Here is a 17,571-nt window from a genome sequence, read left to right on the forward strand (position 1 = left end):
CTACAGGGACCTGACGAACCGTACGGGCTCCGTGAGCGCGGCTCCGGCCCCCTCCTCATCCGCCAGGCGGGCCGCGAGCGTGGCCTCCGCAAGCCGCTGGGGCAGAGCCTCCGCGAACTTCAGGCCCCGGACCGCGCGGGCGTCCACCTCGGGAAGGGTCAGGCCCGACGCGGCGTCTGCAACCGCCGTTCGCCAGGCCTCGCGCGTCACGTCGTCGCGCAAGCGGACAAAGCGGTCGTCGACGAAGCGGTGTCGCAGAACGACGGACGGCAGAGATGCGGCCAGCGTGGCATTGGCCCGGTGCCCGGCCCACGTCCACCAGCGCACGTCGTCGTCACCGCGGCGGGTGATGACGGTCCCTGCCGGGTGCACTACGTCGAGGTGTGCCTCCCGGGCCTCGGCGAGCTTCGCCTCGCCCCGGCGGGTGAGCCGCACCGGGGGATCGGCACCGAGCAGGACCTCGCGGGCGGCGCGGGTCAGCTCGAAGGAGCGGACGCGGTCCGGGCCGAAGCCGCTCCACTTGGCACGTCCACCCTCGTCCACGGGTTCGACGAAACAGCGCCTGCGCCGCCAGTCGATGTACGTCACCAGCCAGCTGCGGCCCGCCAGGAGCAGTTTCCGGGGGCCGTCGACTTCCTCGGTGAGCAGGTCCGGGTCCGTGCGGCCGATCTCCGTCCGACCGCTGAGCACGGTGAACTCGGGCGGTGCGGTGAATGAGGCCGTCAGGTTCATGAAGTGCCGCTGGCCGAAGCGGCGTTCCGCCTCCGGCCCGATGAACAGCATGCCGCCGTCGCGTTCCAGGTAGTCCTGTTCGACGAGGTGCCGTACGACGGGTTCGGCCCCCGCCGCGAACGGGCTGAGATCGCCCCACCACTCCTGCCACAGGTTCTCCCCGACCCGGTGCTCCTGGAGGCACAGCGCGAGGAGCTGCTGCGCGACCAGGTGCCGTGGCGCGGGAGGCGCGGTCACCGGTTCCACCCAGCCGCGGGACCAGGCCAGCAGCAAGGCTGCCGCGGAGAGGAAACCGGCGTCGGTCACGGTGAGGAACAGGCAGTTGCGGGTCGTCCCCGGGCGGCGTCCGGTACGGCCCAGCCGTTGCAGGAACGACGCCACCGTGGTCGGCGCCTCCAGCTGGATCACCCGGTCCAGGTCGCCCACGTCGATGCCGAGTTCGAGCGTGCTGGTCGAGACGATCACGCAGTCCCGCGCCTCGGCGAAGGCCTCCTCCGCTCTTCGGCGTTCGTCGGTGGAGAGCGAGGCGTGCGAGAGGAAGGTGGTGACACCGCGAAGCCGGAGCTGCTCGCCCAGCTCCTCGACGGTGCGCCGGGCCTCGCAGAACACGAGGCGTTTCTCCCCGCGGTGCAGGGCCGCGATGACGGTCGCCGCGTTGGCGACCGAGCCGACGAAGTCCAGCTCGATGTCACCCGGCGGCACGCTGGGGGACACCGCGGCAGGCAGGCCCCCAGTGCCCGGGAGCGTTACTCCGGGAGCGATGACCTGTCCCGGACGGCGTCCCTTGCCGGACCCCTGGAGCCAGTCCAGCAGTTCGTGTGGATTACCGACGGTGGCGGACAGGCCGACCCGCTGCACCGGCCGCTCCACGATTCTCTGGAGCCGCTCCAGTACGGCGAGCAGGTGCCACCCCCGGTCGTCTCCGGCGAAGGCGTGCACCTCGTCGACCACCACGCTGTGCAGCCCGGAGAAGAACGCCCGATGGTCCACGTGCGTGCTGACCAGCATCGCCTCCAGCGACTCGGGAGTGGTCAGCAACAGATCCGGACGCTGGTGCAGGATGCGGCGGCGCCGGGTTGAGGCGATGTCACCGTGCCACAGTTCGGCCGTCCTCCCCACCCAGCCGGCATACGTCTCCAGACGGGGATGCAGGTTGTTGAGAAGGGCCTTCAGCGGGGTGACGTACAGGATGCCGGTGCCCTTCCACCCGTGCCGCTGCGCACGGGTGAGCAGGGGAAAGGAGGCTGCCTCGGTCTTGCCGCCGGCGGTCGGCGCGAGCAGTACGGCATCGTGCCCGGCCAGGAGCGGGCCGATCGCCTGCTCCTGGAGAGGCCGCAGTGAGCGCCAGCCGAGTGAGTTGACGATGTGGTGGGTGAGAATCGGGTCCAGCAGGTCCAGCGCGTCGGCGCTCACGGAAGCTCCAGCTCCACGTCACCGGCGTTCGCGGCGGCGTTTCGTTCGGTCGCGTCCAGTTCCGACGCCTTCACAGTGAGCGTGTAGTGGGTGCGGGGATCGAAGTCGTCGAAGCTGTCGACCCGGTCCAGGACGTCGGCGACCAGCTTTCGCAGGTACAGCCGCGGCGCGATCCCGGCCTTGCCACCCAGCGACCCGGTGACGGCACGCGCCAGCTCGTCCAGGTAGTCGTCGTCCGCCCGGACCGCGATGCGCTCCGGGTGACGGGCTGTGACCTCGTAGACGCTCCGCACCTTTCGGCCGAGTCGGCCGAGCGAAGCCAGGTCGAAGCCGGGGAGGCGGAGCTGGACCGCGCGCGGGGAGTCGAAGCGCGGATCGGTCGTGAAGTCGGTGGCCAAGCGCTGGGCGAGCGGTGCCAGACGCTGCACGCCCTGCTGTCCGTCGTAGAAGGCGGGCGTACCGGTGATGACGAGGAACAGGCCGGGAAACCGCCCGGCGTCGATCTCGTCGAGGAGCTGGCGCAGGGCGTTCAGCGACTTCTCACGCACGTCGCCGCGTACCCGCTGGAGGGTCTCGACCTCGTCGAGGACCAGCAGGAGACCGGGATGCCCGCAGTCCCGCAGCACGGTCAGCAGCCCCTGGAGGAACCCGAGCGCCGCGAAGTGGTCGAGGTCTCCGCGGACTCCTGCTGTGCGCTTGGCGGAGGCTGCCACCGACTTCTGCCCACCCAGCCAGGCGATGAGAGCCTCGGCGCGGGCTCCGTCACCGGCGGCCACGGCATCCCGGTAACCGCGCAGCGCTGCGGAGAAGGCCGGCGTGGTGCGGGCCACGTCCGCCAGCCGCCGTTCGAGGAGTTCGTCCACGGCTCTGGCGAGGCCGGCTTCGTCGTTCTCGTCGGCGTCGCCGGCGGCGAGGACCTCTTCCTCCAGCGCGTAGAACCAGGAGTCGACCACGGCCCGCAGCGCGGACGGCGCGTGGGTGGCGGTGGTCAGCCGTTCGGTGAGCCGCCGGTAGACGGTCTCCAGCCGGTGCAGGGGGGTCTCCGTCTCGGAGATCTGCACCTCGCTGACGGCCAGGCCGCGTCGTTTCGCGCGTTCGGCGAGCCATCGGGCGAAGAAAGTCTTGCCCGAGCCGTACTCGCCACGCAGTGCGTGGAAGGCAGACCCGCCGCGCGCGACGGTGGTCAGGTCGTCGTCGAGGGCGTCCGCGAACCGGTCCAGTCCTACGGCGAACAGCCCGAGCCCCTGCTGCGGCACGGTGCCACGGCGCAGCGCGTCGACGACGTCCCGGGCGCGTGCGGCGCTGATCGGGGGAGCGCCCGCCGGATTCGGGGTCGGGGTACTCACAGGGGGGTGCCTTCCGGGAACTGCTGGCGCAGCAACTCTCTGTCGAGGTGGACGGTGCGTCCGGACTCCACCAGCTGCAGCACGGGGTAGCCGTCGATGTTGAGCAGTCGTTCGAGCATGGTGACGAACCGCTGCGGGTTGCGTTCGGACTTCCCGGTGGCGGCTTGGGCGGCCGCCGCGACAGCGGCCGGGGACAGCTTGCCACCGGCCTCCAGCAGCGCGTCGAGGGCTGCGGCCACGGCCGTGTTGGTGGGCGCGTTGCGCACGAACTCACGCTGGGTCTCGAAGGGTTTGCTGCGCACCGTCTGCTCACCGAGCGTGCTGTGGCCCGGTTGCGGGAAGAGCCCTTCGGACTGGGGCTGCTGCTTGCGCGTCCCCCTGGCGCGGGGAGCCGGCGCAGGCTCCTGCGGTTCCGTCGGATCCGAACCGCCCAGCCACCACTCGGGAGCCGTACGCTCGGCGGGCAGTGCCGTCCAGCCGGCGGGGATCTCGCTGCCGGACGGCACGAAGGCCAGGACGGGCACGGTGACCTCCGCGAGCGACGCGCCGCCGTGGTACCCGGCCTGTCGGGCGGTGTAGCGCAGGTCGTCCCGCCAGGCGGCGGTGATCCGGCCGCCTCCGGCCCGTACCCGCGGCCCGGACAGCTCCACCTCGCCGGGCCCGGCCGGGCCGATGCGCCAACGGGCGCCCTGCACCCCGTCGACCACCGTGGGACCGGTGTCACGGGGACCGCGGTCGAGGACATGGCCGTGGTCGGAGACGAGGAGGACGGGACGGCCCGCGCCGAGGGCTGCACCGAGCAGGTCGGGCAGCTTGGCGATGTCCCCTATCCGCCATCGGGCGCGTCCGTTCTCACGACCGTCGGCGAGTGCGTCGTCGATGGTGTTGACGACCACTCCGACGATCTTCTTCTCGTCCGCGAGGGCGCCGAGCAGTTCGGGCGCCAGTCGGTGCCCTGCCGTCCCCTCGTAACCGCCCTTGTGGAAGAGGACGGCCTCACGGCGCCGCTTCTTCCAGAAGGTGGTGAACCCGGCGCGCTCCACATCCTGCCCGCCTTCGACGGGCGTCCCGCTCAGCAGCGATGCCCTGCTGATCTTGGTGAGGGTGGGCAGCATGGCGACGGCGGCGAGCCGGCCGGCACGACGGTCCGCCGTCGCGGTGGGCACGATCTCGGTCCAGGCCCGCCGGTCCAGCCCGGCGGCTAGTTCGACGGCCACGTCGGCGCTCATGCCGTCCAGGACGAGGACGAGCGGCCGCCCGCCCTCACGGGCGAGCGGTGCGGCGACCTCCGCCAGGACGTCCTCGATCAGGAGGGCCCCGTGCGGTGCCTGCGGGGAGGCTCTTTCCGCCCAGACGGCGAGAGCCGCCGCGAACTGTTCGTCGAGCTGCCGCCGCCGGTCCCGGACCCGGCCGATCAGCCGGTGGTAGGCCTCACCGACCTCGCTGTCGCGCGAGGCGTCGCCTTCGGCGAGTATCCCCGTCGCCAGGTCCACCCAGCCGGTCGACTCCAGGTGGTGACGCACGCTGGTGCCGACCGCGTCCAGCGTGGGCTGCGGGGCGCAGAGCCAGCGCAGCAGGCGTACGGCTGTCCGGGCGCGCTCTGTGGAGTCGGCGTGCAGGAGCGCGAGCTGGTGGTCGGCGAGGTCGCGCAGTGCGGCCTGCGCGGGTTCGGGACGTCCGTCGAGTGCGGCAGCGAGTGTGCGCAGGCGGGTCCGGTAGCCGGAGGGCAGCAACCGGTTCCCGGCCAGCAGGCCCGTCAGATGGGCCGTCTCCGCGAGTTGATCGGCGCGGTCCAGCACCGTCAGGACGCGGGCCCGGGCGTCTGCGCCCGCGCTGCCGCCGGCCTCCGCCTGGGCGATCCACCGGCTGAGGACACCGGTGGCGGCCGTCGCGTACGGGGCGAGCGCGTCGAACGAGCCGAGGGCTCGTCCGAAGAGTGTGCCGAGCGCGAATCCGGCGTCGGCGGCGGACTGACAGGTCAGCGCGGTGGCGGCGAGCGCACCCAGCGGAAGTGCGTCCGATCCGCGACCGTCCGCGGCGAGCGCGAGCAGCGTGGGGGCGGCGGGGCCGGTCACCTCTTCCAGCCAGGCGGCCAGGCCGGCACGCTCCTGTTCCGGCAGTTCGGCGTATCGCCGGGGCCCGGCCGGGGTCCTTGTCCAGTCGAACAGCGTGTCGGCGTCGAGATCCAGGGAGTCGTCACGCGTGTCGCCGAGGCCCACCCGAGCGGCGAGCAGCGCCCGCATTGCCCTGTCACGGGTCAGTACGGAGCCCACCTGGGGCCAGCCCCCGGGCGGTTCGGCCTCCAGCAGCGCATCCAGCAGCCAGGTCTCGCGCACCATCCGGGTGTCCAGGTCACCAGCACCGAACAGCTGCTTGACGATGTCGGCCCGCTCCACGGCCAGCGGTCGGCGCCGCACCGCGTGCCCCCGCAGGTCCCAGCTCAGCTGGTCGGCTGGGACCTTGCCGGTGACCACCAGGACGCTGTCCCCGGCACGGTCGGTGTCGGTGGTGTGCCGCCGCCAGGCCTCGGCGATCCCGAGCGGCGAGTCGTGGTCGCTGACGTGCACGCGCCGGGTGGTGTCGCCGACCTTCACGGTGAACTCGCGCTCCTCCTCACCGCCCGCCCACACGGCGTCGACCAGCACGAGCCGACGCCCCTCGGCGCGGGGCAGCTCCGTTTCGAGCAGCACCTCGATGGCGCGCCGCCCTGCGGCGGGCCGGGCCGCCATCAGTGCGCCTCCTCGGTGTCCTGCCCGGAGTCGGCGGACTCGACCGGCTGCCAGCTCACCGCCACGGTGGCGCCTGGATGGGCGGCCAGGAAGGCTCGGATGTCGTCACGAACGCCGGCCAGCTCACCGGCGAGCCGCTCCTCCAGCGGTGTCGTCCCGACGGCGGCGATCAGCCGACGACCCGACTGGCGGGCACGGACCGGGGTGCCTGCTTCCCCGCCGGGGGTGGTCTCCGGCTGGGGAGGTACGGCAGCGGGTACCGGCTGCGGATGGTGGGTGGCCACCTCTGGCTCGCTCACCCTGACGTCCTGCGCGCCAGGAGCGGGTTCTTGCCGCGGTGCGAACACGTTCTCCACCTGGAGCGCGGCATTGATGATCGCGTTGGCCTTGTCGCCGGCCTGGCCGAGCACCGGTACCAGCGACCGTTCGAACTCGGAGGCACGGGCGGCCTGGGCGATCTCGCCGAAGAGCCGCCGGGCCCGGTCGCCCACGCCGTCCTCGCGTCGGGTCAGGCCCCGTACGTTGGTCAGGACCGGCCACGCGGCGTCGTCCAGTGCCCGCAGCACCTCTCCGGCGCTGCCCATCGCGGTGTTCAGGTCCCGCTCGCTCGCGGAGTACGAGGCTGCGGCCAGCTCGCGCACGAGGGCCGTGGCGTCGCTGCCGTGCCGGGTCAGCCGGGCGAGCAGACCGGCGGCCTCACGCAGGATGGTCACCCGGGGGGTGGCCTGGTCGGCAGCGTCGAGACCGAGCAGAGCGGCATGCCGGTCCAGCGAGGCTCGTACCCCGGCGACCTCCTTCTCCCAGGCCTCGGCCTTGGTACGGATGTCCTCGGCGAGCCGGTTGACGTTGCGGGCGTACATGTTCGGCTTGGCGGACACGCCGAACAGCCGGGCCGCCCGGTCCCGGGCCGCTGCGTACTCCTCCTCGCTGGGCAGCGGCTGCGCGCGCAGCGACCAGCCGGGGCCGATCTCCTGGAGCGTGGGCGCCTCGCGTTCCGGCCCGCCCTGGAAGGCCCAGGCCCGGTCGTCGAGCAGTGCGTAGGAGGCGATGATCAGGTTTCCGGTGAGCTTGTCGAGCCCGGTGTAACCGAGGTCCTTGGTGATCCAGGTGCGGATGTCCTCGACGCCGAGGTCGCCGCGCTGCTTGTGCGCTGCGGCGGCCTGGTTGATCCGGGTGCGCCAGTCCTGTCGCATGACGAGGGGACCGTCGTGCACCGTGCCCAGTTCCAGCGGCTCCACGACCCGCTTGACGGTCTTCAGGTGGTGGCTGTCGACGTTCTGGGCGCGCCCGCCCTCGTCCATCGCCCGGGTGATCCACTCCAGGGCGGTGCGCAGTTCGGCGGCCGTGACGGGCTTGCGCTGTCCCTTGCTGTCGAGCCCGAAGTCGGGGTGCTTGGGGTACAGCGCGGAGAACATCCCGTCGGCCAGGTGCTGCACGTTCGCCTCGAAGCCCTTGCCGCCCTCCTCGCGGGGCTGCGAGAACTCCGGTTGGAGCGAGAGCACGTGGCGGCCGTCGGGCACCTCGGGGCCCGGGTTGGAGTCCGTCGGCCGGGCCAGCCCGTACACCTCGGCGAGAGCGCCGGTGAGCTGGTCGGTGAGCGTGTCACGGGCCACTTCCAGTTGCCGCCGGACCTTGGCCCGGTCGTCGGGCGGGAAGTTCCCGGTGTAGTCGGTGAGCCGGTCGCGTTCCAGCAGGAAGTTGATGCGCATGAGCCGGCCGAGCTGGGCCCTGCGCTGGTCCGAGAAGAAGTCGGTGAGCCACACCAGGGTCGGCGCGGTCAGCCCGTCCTTCCTGAGCTGCTCGACGCGGTGGAAGTCGTCGCTCGGGAAGTGGTCGCCGTCGTCGAAGGGGTAGTCCACGACGAAGCGCACGTTGCCCGCGGTTGCGGGTGCGAACTGCTCGTCCGGCAGGTCGGCGCGGTCTCGTACGTTGCCGAAGACGAACTCGGCGATGCGCCGGGTGCCGCGCCAGACGATCTCCTTCTCCGCGACGAACTGCCCGTCCCGGACGCCCACGGCTTCCCACAGCCGGTCCCGCAGCCAGACCCGGCGCACGCCCGCCTTGTCCTCCTCGGCGACGGCGTCGAGGAGCGGTTCGATGTCCAGCTCGGACAGGTGCAGCGAGAAGACCGGGTCGGCCTCGCCGTCCGAGCGCACCTCGGACGGGAACGCGGCCTGGAGGTCACGCATCCGGCGTACGACCACGTCACCTGCGGGCACGGTCCGGGAACGCACCGAGCCGTGGTTGAGGGCCGCCAGCCGCGCCCCGGTCAGTCGTCGCAGCGCGGGCACGTCCGGCGCGAGCGCCCCGAGCAGCAGGGTCTTGACGAATCGGTCGTCGGCCAGGAAGTCGGTGTGCGTCTCGGAGCCGTACTTCTCCAGCAGATGGGCGCGTGCCTTGGCGTAGAACTTCACGGCCGCCTCGGACTCGCGCTTCAGCTTGTCGGTGAAGGCGGCACCGGTGCCGTCGACCAGGACGTCCCACAGATCACCCAGCGGGATCAGCTGTCCGACGGCGGCGTCGGCGTTCTTCTGCAGCAGCTGCTGGACCAGCTTGAGACCGGTGCGCTCGCGCTGGAGCGCGCCGGAGAGGGCGACCAGCACGTTGAGCAGCGCCGGCGAGAGGGGGTAGACGGCCCGGAAGTCCTCCCAGCCGGCGTGGGTGGCGCCGCCGCCGTCGAGCAGGATGTCCTTGACCTGCTGGTTGGACCGGTCGACTCCGCCGAAGGCGTTCTCCAGCACCGTCTCCTTGCCGGGGAGCGGTTTCAGCACCCGCTCCTTGATGATCTCCGGCAGGTTGCGGTCCTCCAGGTCGACGGTGTCGAACCGCTCGTTGAGGTATTCGAGTGCCTGCTCCATCGCCTTGACGTCGGCCCCGAGCACATCGGTGCCGACGAGCTGCGAGAGGTCGCGCTGACGCGAGATGAACGACACGATCGGCACCGGCCGGTCCGCGTCCCCCGACTCGATCAGCTTCACCAGCTTCTGGATCTCGCTGTTGACGAAGGTGCGCTCCTTCATGTGGGCCTGGAGCCACAGCACCAGCTCGTCGAGGAACAGCACGACTCCGTCGTAGCCCAGCGCGCGGGCGTGCCGGCTGATCGCGGCGAGCCCGTTCTCCAGCGGTACGTACTTCGCGGCATCACCGCGCGCGCTCTCCGCGTACGACCGCATCGGCCCGGTGAGCAGCGCGGACACCAGGCGCTCACGGCGCTGGTCCCCGGCGGGCGCCGAGAAGGCGTCGTCCAGCTCGCCGGACGTCCACGCCCCACCGGCGCCGATCACCTGAAGCTCGTCATCGTCGTCGTCACCGGCCGCGACACCACCCTCGGCGGGCAGCAGTCGCACGAACGCGTCGTCCCCGAGTTGCTCACGCATCCGCCGCGCGTCGGCCAGCATCGCGTCGGAGCGGAACACCGTCGGTGTGGACGCCCCCGGGTGCTGCTCGCGCACGGCCCGGACATACCCGCCGAGCAGCGCTTCGTCCAGGTTGGCCGCACCGACCAGGTGGTACGGCACCATCAGGAACTTCTTCCCGCGCAACCACTCGTCGTGCTCGGCGATGACCTCCCGCAGCCGCGGCTTGGCCCGGGCGGCCGGTTCGCCGTTGAGGACGGCGTGCAGGACGGTCAGGAAGTGGCTCTTACCGGCGCCGAAGGAACCGTGGAGGTAGGCCGCGTACGACGCGTTCTTGCGCACCGCGCCGCGTACCAGCTTCAGGGCCTTGTCGAACTGCTCCTTGAGCTGCGGGGTGACGACGTACTCCTCGACCCGTCCGGCCGAGTTCCCCGCGAACCCCTGGGACAGCTCGACCTTGAAATCGCCGGCGTACACGTCCTCCTTGATGTCGAGGACGTCCTTCAGTACGACGGTGTCGCCGCCTCTGGCCATCAGCTGCTCCCCGCTCCCCACGGCATTCCTCACACGTCCCCCTTATCCTGCCAGGTCGCCACCAGGGCCTGGAGGGGAAAGGGACGCCTCGGGGAGGAGACGGTGAGCGCTTGCGGCACGGAGAGCGTAGGCAGCTGGCCCGGAGGCCGGCGATCAGAGCCTTGGCGCTCGTCGCCGGCCGCTCGGCTCGGGCGTCCAACGCCTCGTGCCGGGGCGTCGGCCGGGTTCCGTCACCGGGCCTCACCGGACACGACGGCCCACACGGTCTTGCCGGGCGCCCCGGTGCGGGGGGCCGTGCCCCACTCCTTGGCGAGTGCCGCGACCAGGAGGAGACCGCGACCACCGTCCCCGTCGGCCGGGGCGGCCCCGGCGACGGGCAGGCGCTCCCCACGGGTGTCGCTCACCTCCACCCGCACCCGTCCGGCCTCGGCGCTCAACCGCAGCTCGGCGTCGCGCCCCGGGACCCGTCCGTGAGTGACGGCGTTGGCGGCCAGCTCGGCGACGAGCAGTTCGACCGTGTCGTGCACGGGTGTGCCGTAGGGCCAGCCCCAGGCGTCCATCTGCTGGGAGGCGAGACGCCGGGCGAGACGGGCGCCGCGCGGAGTCGCCGTGAACCGCAACGTGAAGCCGGTCTCAGGGGACGGCCCTGGAGTGATGCTGTGGGGAGGGGTGGTCATGCGCCCAAGGTTTTCGTTCCCAGACGCGGCTGACCAGGGGAAACAGTACTACGGCCTCCGGTTGTAGGGGTGTGGTGGTCCGGTGTGGAGGTTGTCGGGGACCGAGTTCCGGAGGGAACCCCTTTGGCTTGCCACGCCGCTGTCTACTGGATCTCTGTGCGATAGAACGGAGATCCGATCATCCTGCTTGCGGGCGAGTGAGTGCTGGGGGAACGCGTGGGGCTGTCACCGGATCTGAAGCTGATCGTGGAGGGCATGGTCAAGGCATCCATGGGCATGGTGGACACGGTCATGGTCGGTACCCGGGACACGGCCATCGCGCTCTTCCACGAGCTCGACCGGCAGCACGGCATGGCCGGGGACGACGACGCGGGACGCGCCTTCGCGAAGGTCTATGAGCCCGCGGCCGCCACGACACTCGACATGCTCGGCTTCAGCGCCTATGTGATGGGCGAGACGGGGAAGGGGCTGATGCGCACCTGCCGGGAGTTGATGGCGCAGGAGAGCATCGTCGCCTCGGCGATCCTCGGCAAGCAGGTGGACCTGACCTACCGGATGGGCGACCCTGCTGCGGACTGTTCCGAGAGCTTCCTCGGCCGCGGGCAGGAGCTTCCGGAGGTCGTCGGCGAGACCGCCTGGTACGACCAGTACGCGCCTGCCGGAATGAGTGACCGCTTTCGCGGCTCTCCGGAAAAGCTGCGGGACGTGGCGGGTACCTGGCGCCGCGGCGCGAAGCTGATGACGCGCTTCCTGGAGGACGCGCAGGCGTACGCCCATACCGCGGACAAGGCCCATTCCGGGGAGGCCGCGGACGCGTTCCGCAGCTACTTCAAAGGCTTCGTCGGCTTCGCGGCCCCGCCGGAGCAAGCCCATCCGGACGAGCCGTTGGTCGCCAACCTTGTGGCGGCCTGCACCCAACTGGCGAAGGCGTGCGAACGGTATGCCGAGCACGTCGAGGCGGCCAAGAGGCAGATCACCAAGGACCGGGTGGACCCCTTCCACGTGGACATGCCGTGGGACTCACCCATGTTCGGCGGCAACGGTGACGACGGCGGCCTCCTCGATGCCGTGCTCGGGGACCCGTGGATCCACCGGCTCGGCGACGTGGCCCATTCCCTCGACGGATCCGAGAAGCGCGTCAAACTCCCGCAGGGTTCCGGCGGCGCGCCCGGCCTCCCGGGCGTCCCTCTGCTACCGGTCCCCGAACCCGTGACCGTTCCCGTACCGCTGGCTCTCGCGTCGTACAAGGGCGGTCTGCTGGGCGTCATACCTGCTGTTTACCGGGACCCCGACCCCAGCCTCCCGTTCAAGGACCCCCTGCCGCCGGAGCCGGGTACCACCCGCTTGCTCAGCACCGGCGAGCGGAAGGAGTTCGAGGCATGGGTGAACACGCTGCGGCCCATGGGATTCGGTGGAAAGGGCACCAGCACGACCGACCCCGCCAACGCCTACCAGTTGCGGACCGCCGGGTATCCCGAACGGCTCATACCGCTCCCCGCGGAAGCTCGTAAGGGAGCCATCGCAGCCGACGGTATGCGGCCGGCCGACGGCTACATGATCGACGCGAAGTACGTGAAGGACACCGACGACGAGTGCAAGAAGAACTCGTGGCGCACGCCCGACACCTTCGCGCTCGAAGACAAGTACGACAAGAACGGCAAGAAGAAGTGGAGCAAGAAGGACATTCTCGTCGGCAAGGACGAGGACGAACTCGACGACTACCGGCAGGCGATGACGCAACACGAGCAGATCCGCGGCCTGGAGATCATCACCAACGACAATGACGCTGCCGCGTACTGGCAGACGCTCATGGCGGCACAGGGGGTCAAGGGCACCTCCCGGTACGTGCCCTGACCCCCGACGACAAAGGACGCTTCCTGCTGTGGACCTCGACGAATACCAGACGACCTTCCTGCTCTACGCGCCCGTCAAGAACCCCGCCGGCTGGAACCTGGACCTGGCTGCCTTCGGCACCGCCCTCGAAGCCGCGTTCCCCGAAGTGCGGTACGAGACCCGGCAGGGCAGGCAACTGCGCCTGTCTTTCTGGGCGGTGACGGACGAAGGGATCGAGTTCACCGGCTTCGCCAGCAACGAAGGCAGGGACACGGTGGTTCTCGTGGACAACACCGCGGAAGAGGCGGCTGTGTTCATCACCTGGCTCCGTGACTCCTACGTCGCCTCCCCGGACCTGATCCGCTTCAGTTCCGAGCCGGCCGTGGAGGCGGGCATCGAGACGGACTGGCGCCTGCCCGCGACCGGCGACACCGCGAGCATCGCCGAGGAGCTGAAGCACCACATCCAGGTCGTCGAACGCTGAAGCGCGGACTGGCACTCCTCCGGGACACTTTGGGCCGTTCGAGCGAATCAGGCTCTAAGATCCGGACCGTGTCGGTGAAATCACAAGAGCACCACTACGCACACGCCGCCCTGCGGCACTTCAAGGACGCCGTCTTCCTCCTGGACAACGCGCGGTTGCCCAATGCGGACTATCACTTCGGCTTCGCGGTCGAATGCGCCCTCAAGAGCCTGCTGCTCCGCTTCACGGCGGCCACGATGGACCCCAAGAAGCCCGGAGGGCAGCCGGCCAAGGCTCCGTGGGTGAAGGATCCCGCGACCGGCAAGGTGGCCCACTCCTACAGCCACCTGCCGTGGGTGGCCACCGACGTGGCGCTCCTGACGCACGGCAGGTCGGCGACCCGCCTGTCCGCCGCGCTCGGCGGTCTGACGGCCTTCGACACATGGTCGGTGGACCACCGGTACCTCGACGGCAGCAGCGTCGTCGAGGCGGACGTGCGGCATCGGCGTACCGTGGCGGAAAACATACTCCGCCTGCACGAGCAGGCGCTCATCACCGGAAGGCTGCCGTGACCCTCGCCCCAGACCCGGCCGGCGGACCCGTGCGGTTCGCGCAGGCGCGAGTCCGCGCCCTGGACCTGGCCCACGAAGTGGCGGCAGCGGGGGTGGACGTGCTCGCCGTACGGGACGTGCTGGGCCGGTTCACCCTGATCGTCGACGACCGTACGCAGCCGCTTCCGTCCGCGCTGGAGAGCCTGGAGGACGACTACGGCCCCCGTCTCGCCCGGGAACTGGGCCGGTACGCCGCCGACCGCCCCCTGATGCGGGCGTCCGGCCTCTTCTCGGCCGACGGCCTGCTCGACTCGGAGCGTGCGGTCCGGGACCCGGAGCGGCCCGCGGGCCGGGTCCGGATCCTCGACAACACGGTGGTGGGCGAGGACTGGGCACAGGTCTCCACACCCGCCCCCGAAGCGGACGGCTCCCGCACCCACCGCACGGCGCTGTACGGGTTCAAGGGCGGCGTCGGCCGCAGCACGGCCACCGCGGTCCTGGCCCGCCACCTGGCCGACCAGGGTCACATCGTGCTCGTCGTGGACCTGGACCTGGAGTCCCCGGGCGTGGGCCCGTTGGTCGCCGCCGGGACGGAGCTGCCCCCGCACGGCATCATCGACCAGCTGGTCGAGTCGGCCGTCGACAACGCGGACGGCCTGGAACTGGTGGTCCGCACCGGCTACGAGCCGCGTGGCGGCCGGGGCGAACTGTGGGTGGCGCCCGCCCGGGGCCGCGGGACACCGGGCGTGCCCTACGCCTACGTCGACAAGCTGAACCGGGTGTACGCGGACGTCCCCGGCGCCGACTTCGCCGACCGGCTGGAGCAGGCCGTGCGCGCCTGCGAGGACGCGGTGGCCCGGGAGGGCGACAGCGGTCGCCGCCCCGACGTCGTGCTGCTCGACAGCCGCGCCGGCATCCACGACATCGCCGCCGTCACCATCTCCCGCCTGTGCGACCTGGCCCTGCTGTTCGGCACGGACAACGCCCAGACCTGGGAGGGCTACGGCGACCTCTTCGAGGCATGGCTGCTGTCCGGGCAGGCACCGGCGATCCGGGAGAAGCTGCGCATGGTGGCCTCGATGGTGCCCGACTCGCCACTGCGCCCCAGGGACGCCTACCTCCAGTCGTTCCGCGAACACGCCTGGGAGTGCTTCGCGCTGCTGTACGACGACGACGTCCCCGACCCGGAGACGAACGAGCTGGACCTCGACACGTTCTCCCCTTTCCTGGAGGACGAGGCGGCGCCGCACCACCCCATTCCGATCCTGTTCGAACCCGGACTCGTCGGCCTGGATGCCGTCTCCGTCCCCGGCTGGCAGGACCGGGCTTTCGTGCAGGCGGCGTACCGGGACTTCCTGCCCACCGCTACGCTCCTGATCACCGCAGATCCGCAGAGCATCGAAGGACCGCGATGAGCACCCCACTGGGCGTCGAGGAGTACCGAGACCTCCTGGCCGCGGCCCTCCCGGAGGCCACGGACGCCGACACCGCCGAGCCGAACGTCCGCAGCCTGTTCACGCCGGACACCCACCGTGCCGCCCTCTACGTCGACAGCACGGTGGTCCGCGGCGGCCGGGGCGTCGGCAAGACCTTCTGGTACCGCTCGCTGCTGGACGAGACGCTGCGCGAGGTCGCCGCCCAGGAGTACGGCATCGAACGCCTGCGGCGCGTCAGGGTCTCCCGCGGCTACGGCGCCGCCCTGGAACCCGATCTCTACCCCGGGCCGGGCAACCTGAGGCAGCTGGTGGAGGAGGGCGTCCGCCCCTACGACCTCTGGTACGCGGTCCTGCTGACCGCCTTCGGCCAGCCGGAGCTGCGCGAGCTGCCCGAGTGGCGGGACAAGGCGACCTGGGTGCGCAACAACCCGGGCGCGGCCGAGCGCACGGTGCAGATGGTCGACCGGGAGGCGCAGGGCAAGGGGATCACCCACCTCATCCTCTTCGACGCCCTGGAACACCTGCACCGGGTCCGCTCCCAGGCCGACCGGCTGGTGAGCGGCATCCTGGAGCTGGCCCTCGCCATGCGCCTCGGCACGCGCAGCATCCGGTTCAAGGTGTTCATCCGCCCCGACATGTACGACGGCGCGCTGCTGCACTTCCCGGACGCGTCCAAGCTGACCTCGAACGCGGCGGCCCTGACCTGGTCCCGCGCCAACCTCTACGGCCTGCTCTTCCACACCCTGGGCAACCACGACGGCGAGCTGGCCGCCCGCTTCCGTGCCCTGACGGGTGGCTGGCAGCCCGAGGCCGACGGCCGGCGCTTCGTCCCCCCGGCGCTGCTCAGCGGTGACGAGCAGTCCCAGCAGGAGCAGTTCACCGTGATAGCGGGGCCCTACATGGGGTCCAACTTCCGCAAGGGTCACACCTTCACCTGGCTGCCCAACCACTTGATGGACGGCGTTGAACAGGTGAGCCCGCGCAGCTTCCTCAGCGCGTTGCAGAAGGCGCTCTCGGAGACCCGCGACCAGTACGCGGGCCACGAGTTCGCCCTCCACCACGAGGGCATCCGCCGGGGCGTGCAGACGGCATCGGAGACCCGGGTCGCCGAGGTCAGCGAGGACATGCCATGGGTGCGCCTGGCGATCGAGCCGCTGGCCGGCCATCAGGTGCCGATAGAGCGGGAGAAGGTCGAAGTCCTCTGGCAGGAGCACCGGTTGGTGGACGCCCTGCACAAGGAAGCCGAACGGTATGTGCCCAGTGACCCGAACGACGACTTCCTGGTACGCACCGGACCGCGCTACCCGGAGGACCCGGCCCTGCTGATCGAGGAACTGGTCGGCTTGGGCGTGATGCGCCAACGCCGGGACGGCCGCATCGACCTGCCGGACGTCTACCGCATCGCCTTCGGCGTGGGCCGCAAGGGCGGCGTTCCGAGGGTGGCCAACTGAGCCGGTCGCTCAGGCGGCGCTGACAGGGCGTCGACTGCGGCGCAGCGCGGGCAGAGCGTCTCGTCCCCGACCGGCCGGAAGAGGGCGGGCTGGACGTGGTCGCCCTCGCATTCACGGGTGCCGTGGAGGCGGGGGGAGAGGGGGCGGCCGGGTGTGGGTTCCTGGGCTGGGGTGGGCTGGGGCTCGGGTGCGGCCGGGGTAGGGACTGGTGGCACCTCGCGGAGCAGGTAGCGCAGCAGACCGCCGGGGCGGTGGACGGGGGCGCCGTCGCCGGGGAGGCCGCGGAGGATGTGCGCGCGGATGGCGGTGGGCGGATGCCCGGCGGCCAGCCAGCGCGCGGTGAGGTCCGTCAGCTCGGCATCCATGGCCCGGGGGATGTGGCGCAGGGCCGGGTCGAGGTCGCGGTAGGCGTGGGCGAGGGCGCGGGCCGCGTCTAGGTGAGGGCCGGGATCGGGACGCTCGCTGCCCCGGTCCACCTCCGGGGCTTGCGCGGCTTGCGGGGCTGCCGTGGAGTGCGCGGCTTCGGGGGCTTCGGCGGGTGCGGAGGCATCGGCGGCGTCCTCGGGGGGCTTGGGGGGTCGGTTGGGGGTGTTCACACAGGTGTCGCCATAGGGATGACCGTCGGCGGGCCGACCGGTCCGCTCACCGACCGCCGGATTGCGGGGCCTCGGTGCGACGTGCGCGGATGCGGGCATACGCCCGAGGAGCTTAGCGGCCTCGGCTTCGCTCAACGGCACGTTGGAGACGAGTTGTTGGGTCACCCAGTGACCGCCGGGACCCTGGACGCGCCGCTCGTGCACGAACCCCTCGTCCTTGAGCTGGCGCTTGGCGCGGGTGAAGGCGCAGGCGCCGATGTTCGCGCGTTCAGCCGTACGGGAGAGGGATTCTCGCGCGCCTTGAGGGAGCGAGAGTTGCCAGGTGAGAAGGCGTACAGCGTCGGAGGAGAGCCGGGGGTGCCGGATGATGTCGTGGGAGAACTGGGTGTAGGCGCGCGGGGGCGCGATATGGTGCCGGTACATCACTGTGGGAGCCCTAACTTCCACTGGTGGT

11 protein-coding genes are annotated in these 17,571 nt (G+C 71.2%); 5 read left to right on the top strand and 6 right to left on the bottom strand.

The window, feature by feature from the left end:
- The 5 genes from ABZ923_RS06715 to ABZ923_RS06735 all read right to left on the bottom strand — a co-directional run bounded on the left by ABZ923_RS06715 (position 1) and on the right by ABZ923_RS06735 (position 10,787).
- Complete coding sequence (locus ABZ923_RS06715) at positions 1-2,145, bottom strand: DEAD/DEAH box helicase (RefSeq protein ID WP_361467638.1); 2,145 nt, start codon at positions 2,143-2,145, stop codon at positions 1-3.
- Positions 2,142-3,491, bottom strand: a complete 1,350-nt coding sequence (gene brxD, locus ABZ923_RS06720) for a BREX system ATP-binding protein BrxD (RefSeq protein ID WP_361467641.1) — start codon at positions 3,489-3,491, stop codon at positions 2,142-2,144. The genes ABZ923_RS06715 and brxD overlap by 4 nt, the downstream gene beginning before the upstream one ends.
- Positions 3,488-6,220, bottom strand: a complete 2,733-nt coding sequence (gene pglZ / locus ABZ923_RS06725) for a BREX-2 system phosphatase PglZ (protein ID WP_361467643.1) — start codon at positions 6,218-6,220, stop codon at positions 3,488-3,490. The genes brxD and pglZ overlap by 4 nt, the downstream gene beginning before the upstream one ends.
- The gene (locus tag ABZ923_RS06730) at positions 6,220-10,143 is read right to left on the bottom strand and encodes a hypothetical protein (protein ID WP_361467646.1); all 3,924 of its coding nucleotides are present in this window, start codon (positions 10,141-10,143) and stop codon (positions 6,220-6,222) included. Before ABZ923_RS06730 ends, pglZ begins: the two co-directional genes overlap by 1 nt.
- Positions 10,144-10,340: 197 nt before the next feature.
- On the bottom strand, positions 10,341-10,787 hold the full coding sequence (locus ABZ923_RS06735; RefSeq protein WP_361467648.1) for an ATP-binding protein: 447 nt from the start codon (positions 10,785-10,787) through the stop codon (positions 10,341-10,343).
- A 216-nt stretch (positions 10,788-11,003) separates the two neighbouring features.
- Between ABZ923_RS06735 and ABZ923_RS06740 the strand changes: the two genes are divergently transcribed.
- The 5 genes from ABZ923_RS06740 (at position 11,004) to ABZ923_RS06760 (ending at position 16,521) form a co-directional block, all read left to right on the top strand.
- On the top strand, positions 11,004-12,641 hold the full coding sequence (locus ABZ923_RS06740; protein WP_361467650.1) for a restriction endonuclease fold toxin-2 domain-containing protein: 1,638 nt from the start codon (positions 11,004-11,006) through the stop codon (positions 12,639-12,641).
- A gap of 28 nt (positions 12,642-12,669) precedes the next feature.
- Positions 12,670-13,104: a hypothetical protein gene (locus tag ABZ923_RS06745; RefSeq protein WP_361467653.1), complete on the top strand. Its 435-nt coding sequence runs from the start codon at positions 12,670-12,672 to the stop codon at positions 13,102-13,104.
- A 68-nt stretch (positions 13,105-13,172) separates the two neighbouring features.
- Complete coding sequence (locus tag ABZ923_RS06750; RefSeq protein ID WP_361467654.1) at positions 13,173-13,655, top strand: hypothetical protein; 483 nt, start codon at positions 13,173-13,175, stop codon at positions 13,653-13,655.
- Positions 13,652-15,049 carry a ParA family protein gene (locus ABZ923_RS06755; protein WP_361467657.1) on the top strand — a complete coding sequence of 466 codons (1,398 nt, stop codon included), beginning with the start codon at positions 13,652-13,654 and terminating at the stop codon, positions 15,047-15,049. The genes ABZ923_RS06750 and ABZ923_RS06755 overlap by 4 nt, the downstream gene beginning before the upstream one ends.
- Positions 15,046-16,521 (top strand): hypothetical protein, encoded by a 1,476-nt coding sequence (locus ABZ923_RS06760; protein WP_361467660.1) that lies wholly within the window; start codon positions 15,046-15,048, stop codon positions 16,519-16,521. The genes ABZ923_RS06755 and ABZ923_RS06760 overlap by 4 nt, the downstream gene beginning before the upstream one ends.
- Here ABZ923_RS06760 and ABZ923_RS06765 read toward each other — a convergent pair.
- Positions 16,464-17,540, bottom strand: a complete 1,077-nt coding sequence (locus ABZ923_RS06765) for a hypothetical protein (protein WP_361467663.1) — start codon at positions 17,538-17,540, stop codon at positions 16,464-16,466. The genes ABZ923_RS06760 and ABZ923_RS06765 overlap by 58 nt on opposite strands.
- Positions 17,541-17,571 lie beyond the last annotated feature (31 nt).

This window comes from Streptomyces sp. NPDC046881, assembly GCF_040645015.1.
Taxonomy (GTDB): Bacteria; Actinomycetota; Actinomycetes; order Streptomycetales; family Streptomycetaceae; genus Streptomyces.

What these genes read in the sequence shown, in the direction of transcription:
- ABZ923_RS06760 (WP_361467660.1), top strand. Translation starts at nt 15,046, where the DNA reads ATGAGCACCCCACTGGGCGTCGAGGAGTACCGAGACCTCCTGGCCGCG.
- ABZ923_RS06765 (WP_361467663.1), bottom strand. Translation starts at nt 17,540, where the DNA reads ATGTACCGGCACCATATCGCGCCCCCGCGCGCCTACACCCAGTTCTCC.
- ABZ923_RS06735 (WP_361467648.1), bottom strand. Translation starts at nt 10,787, where the DNA reads ATGACCACCCCTCCCCACAGCATCACTCCAGGGCCGTCCCCTGAGACC.
- pglZ (WP_361467643.1), bottom strand. Translation starts at nt 6,220, where the DNA reads ATGGCGGCCCGGCCCGCCGCAGGGCGGCGCGCCATCGAGGTGCTGCTC.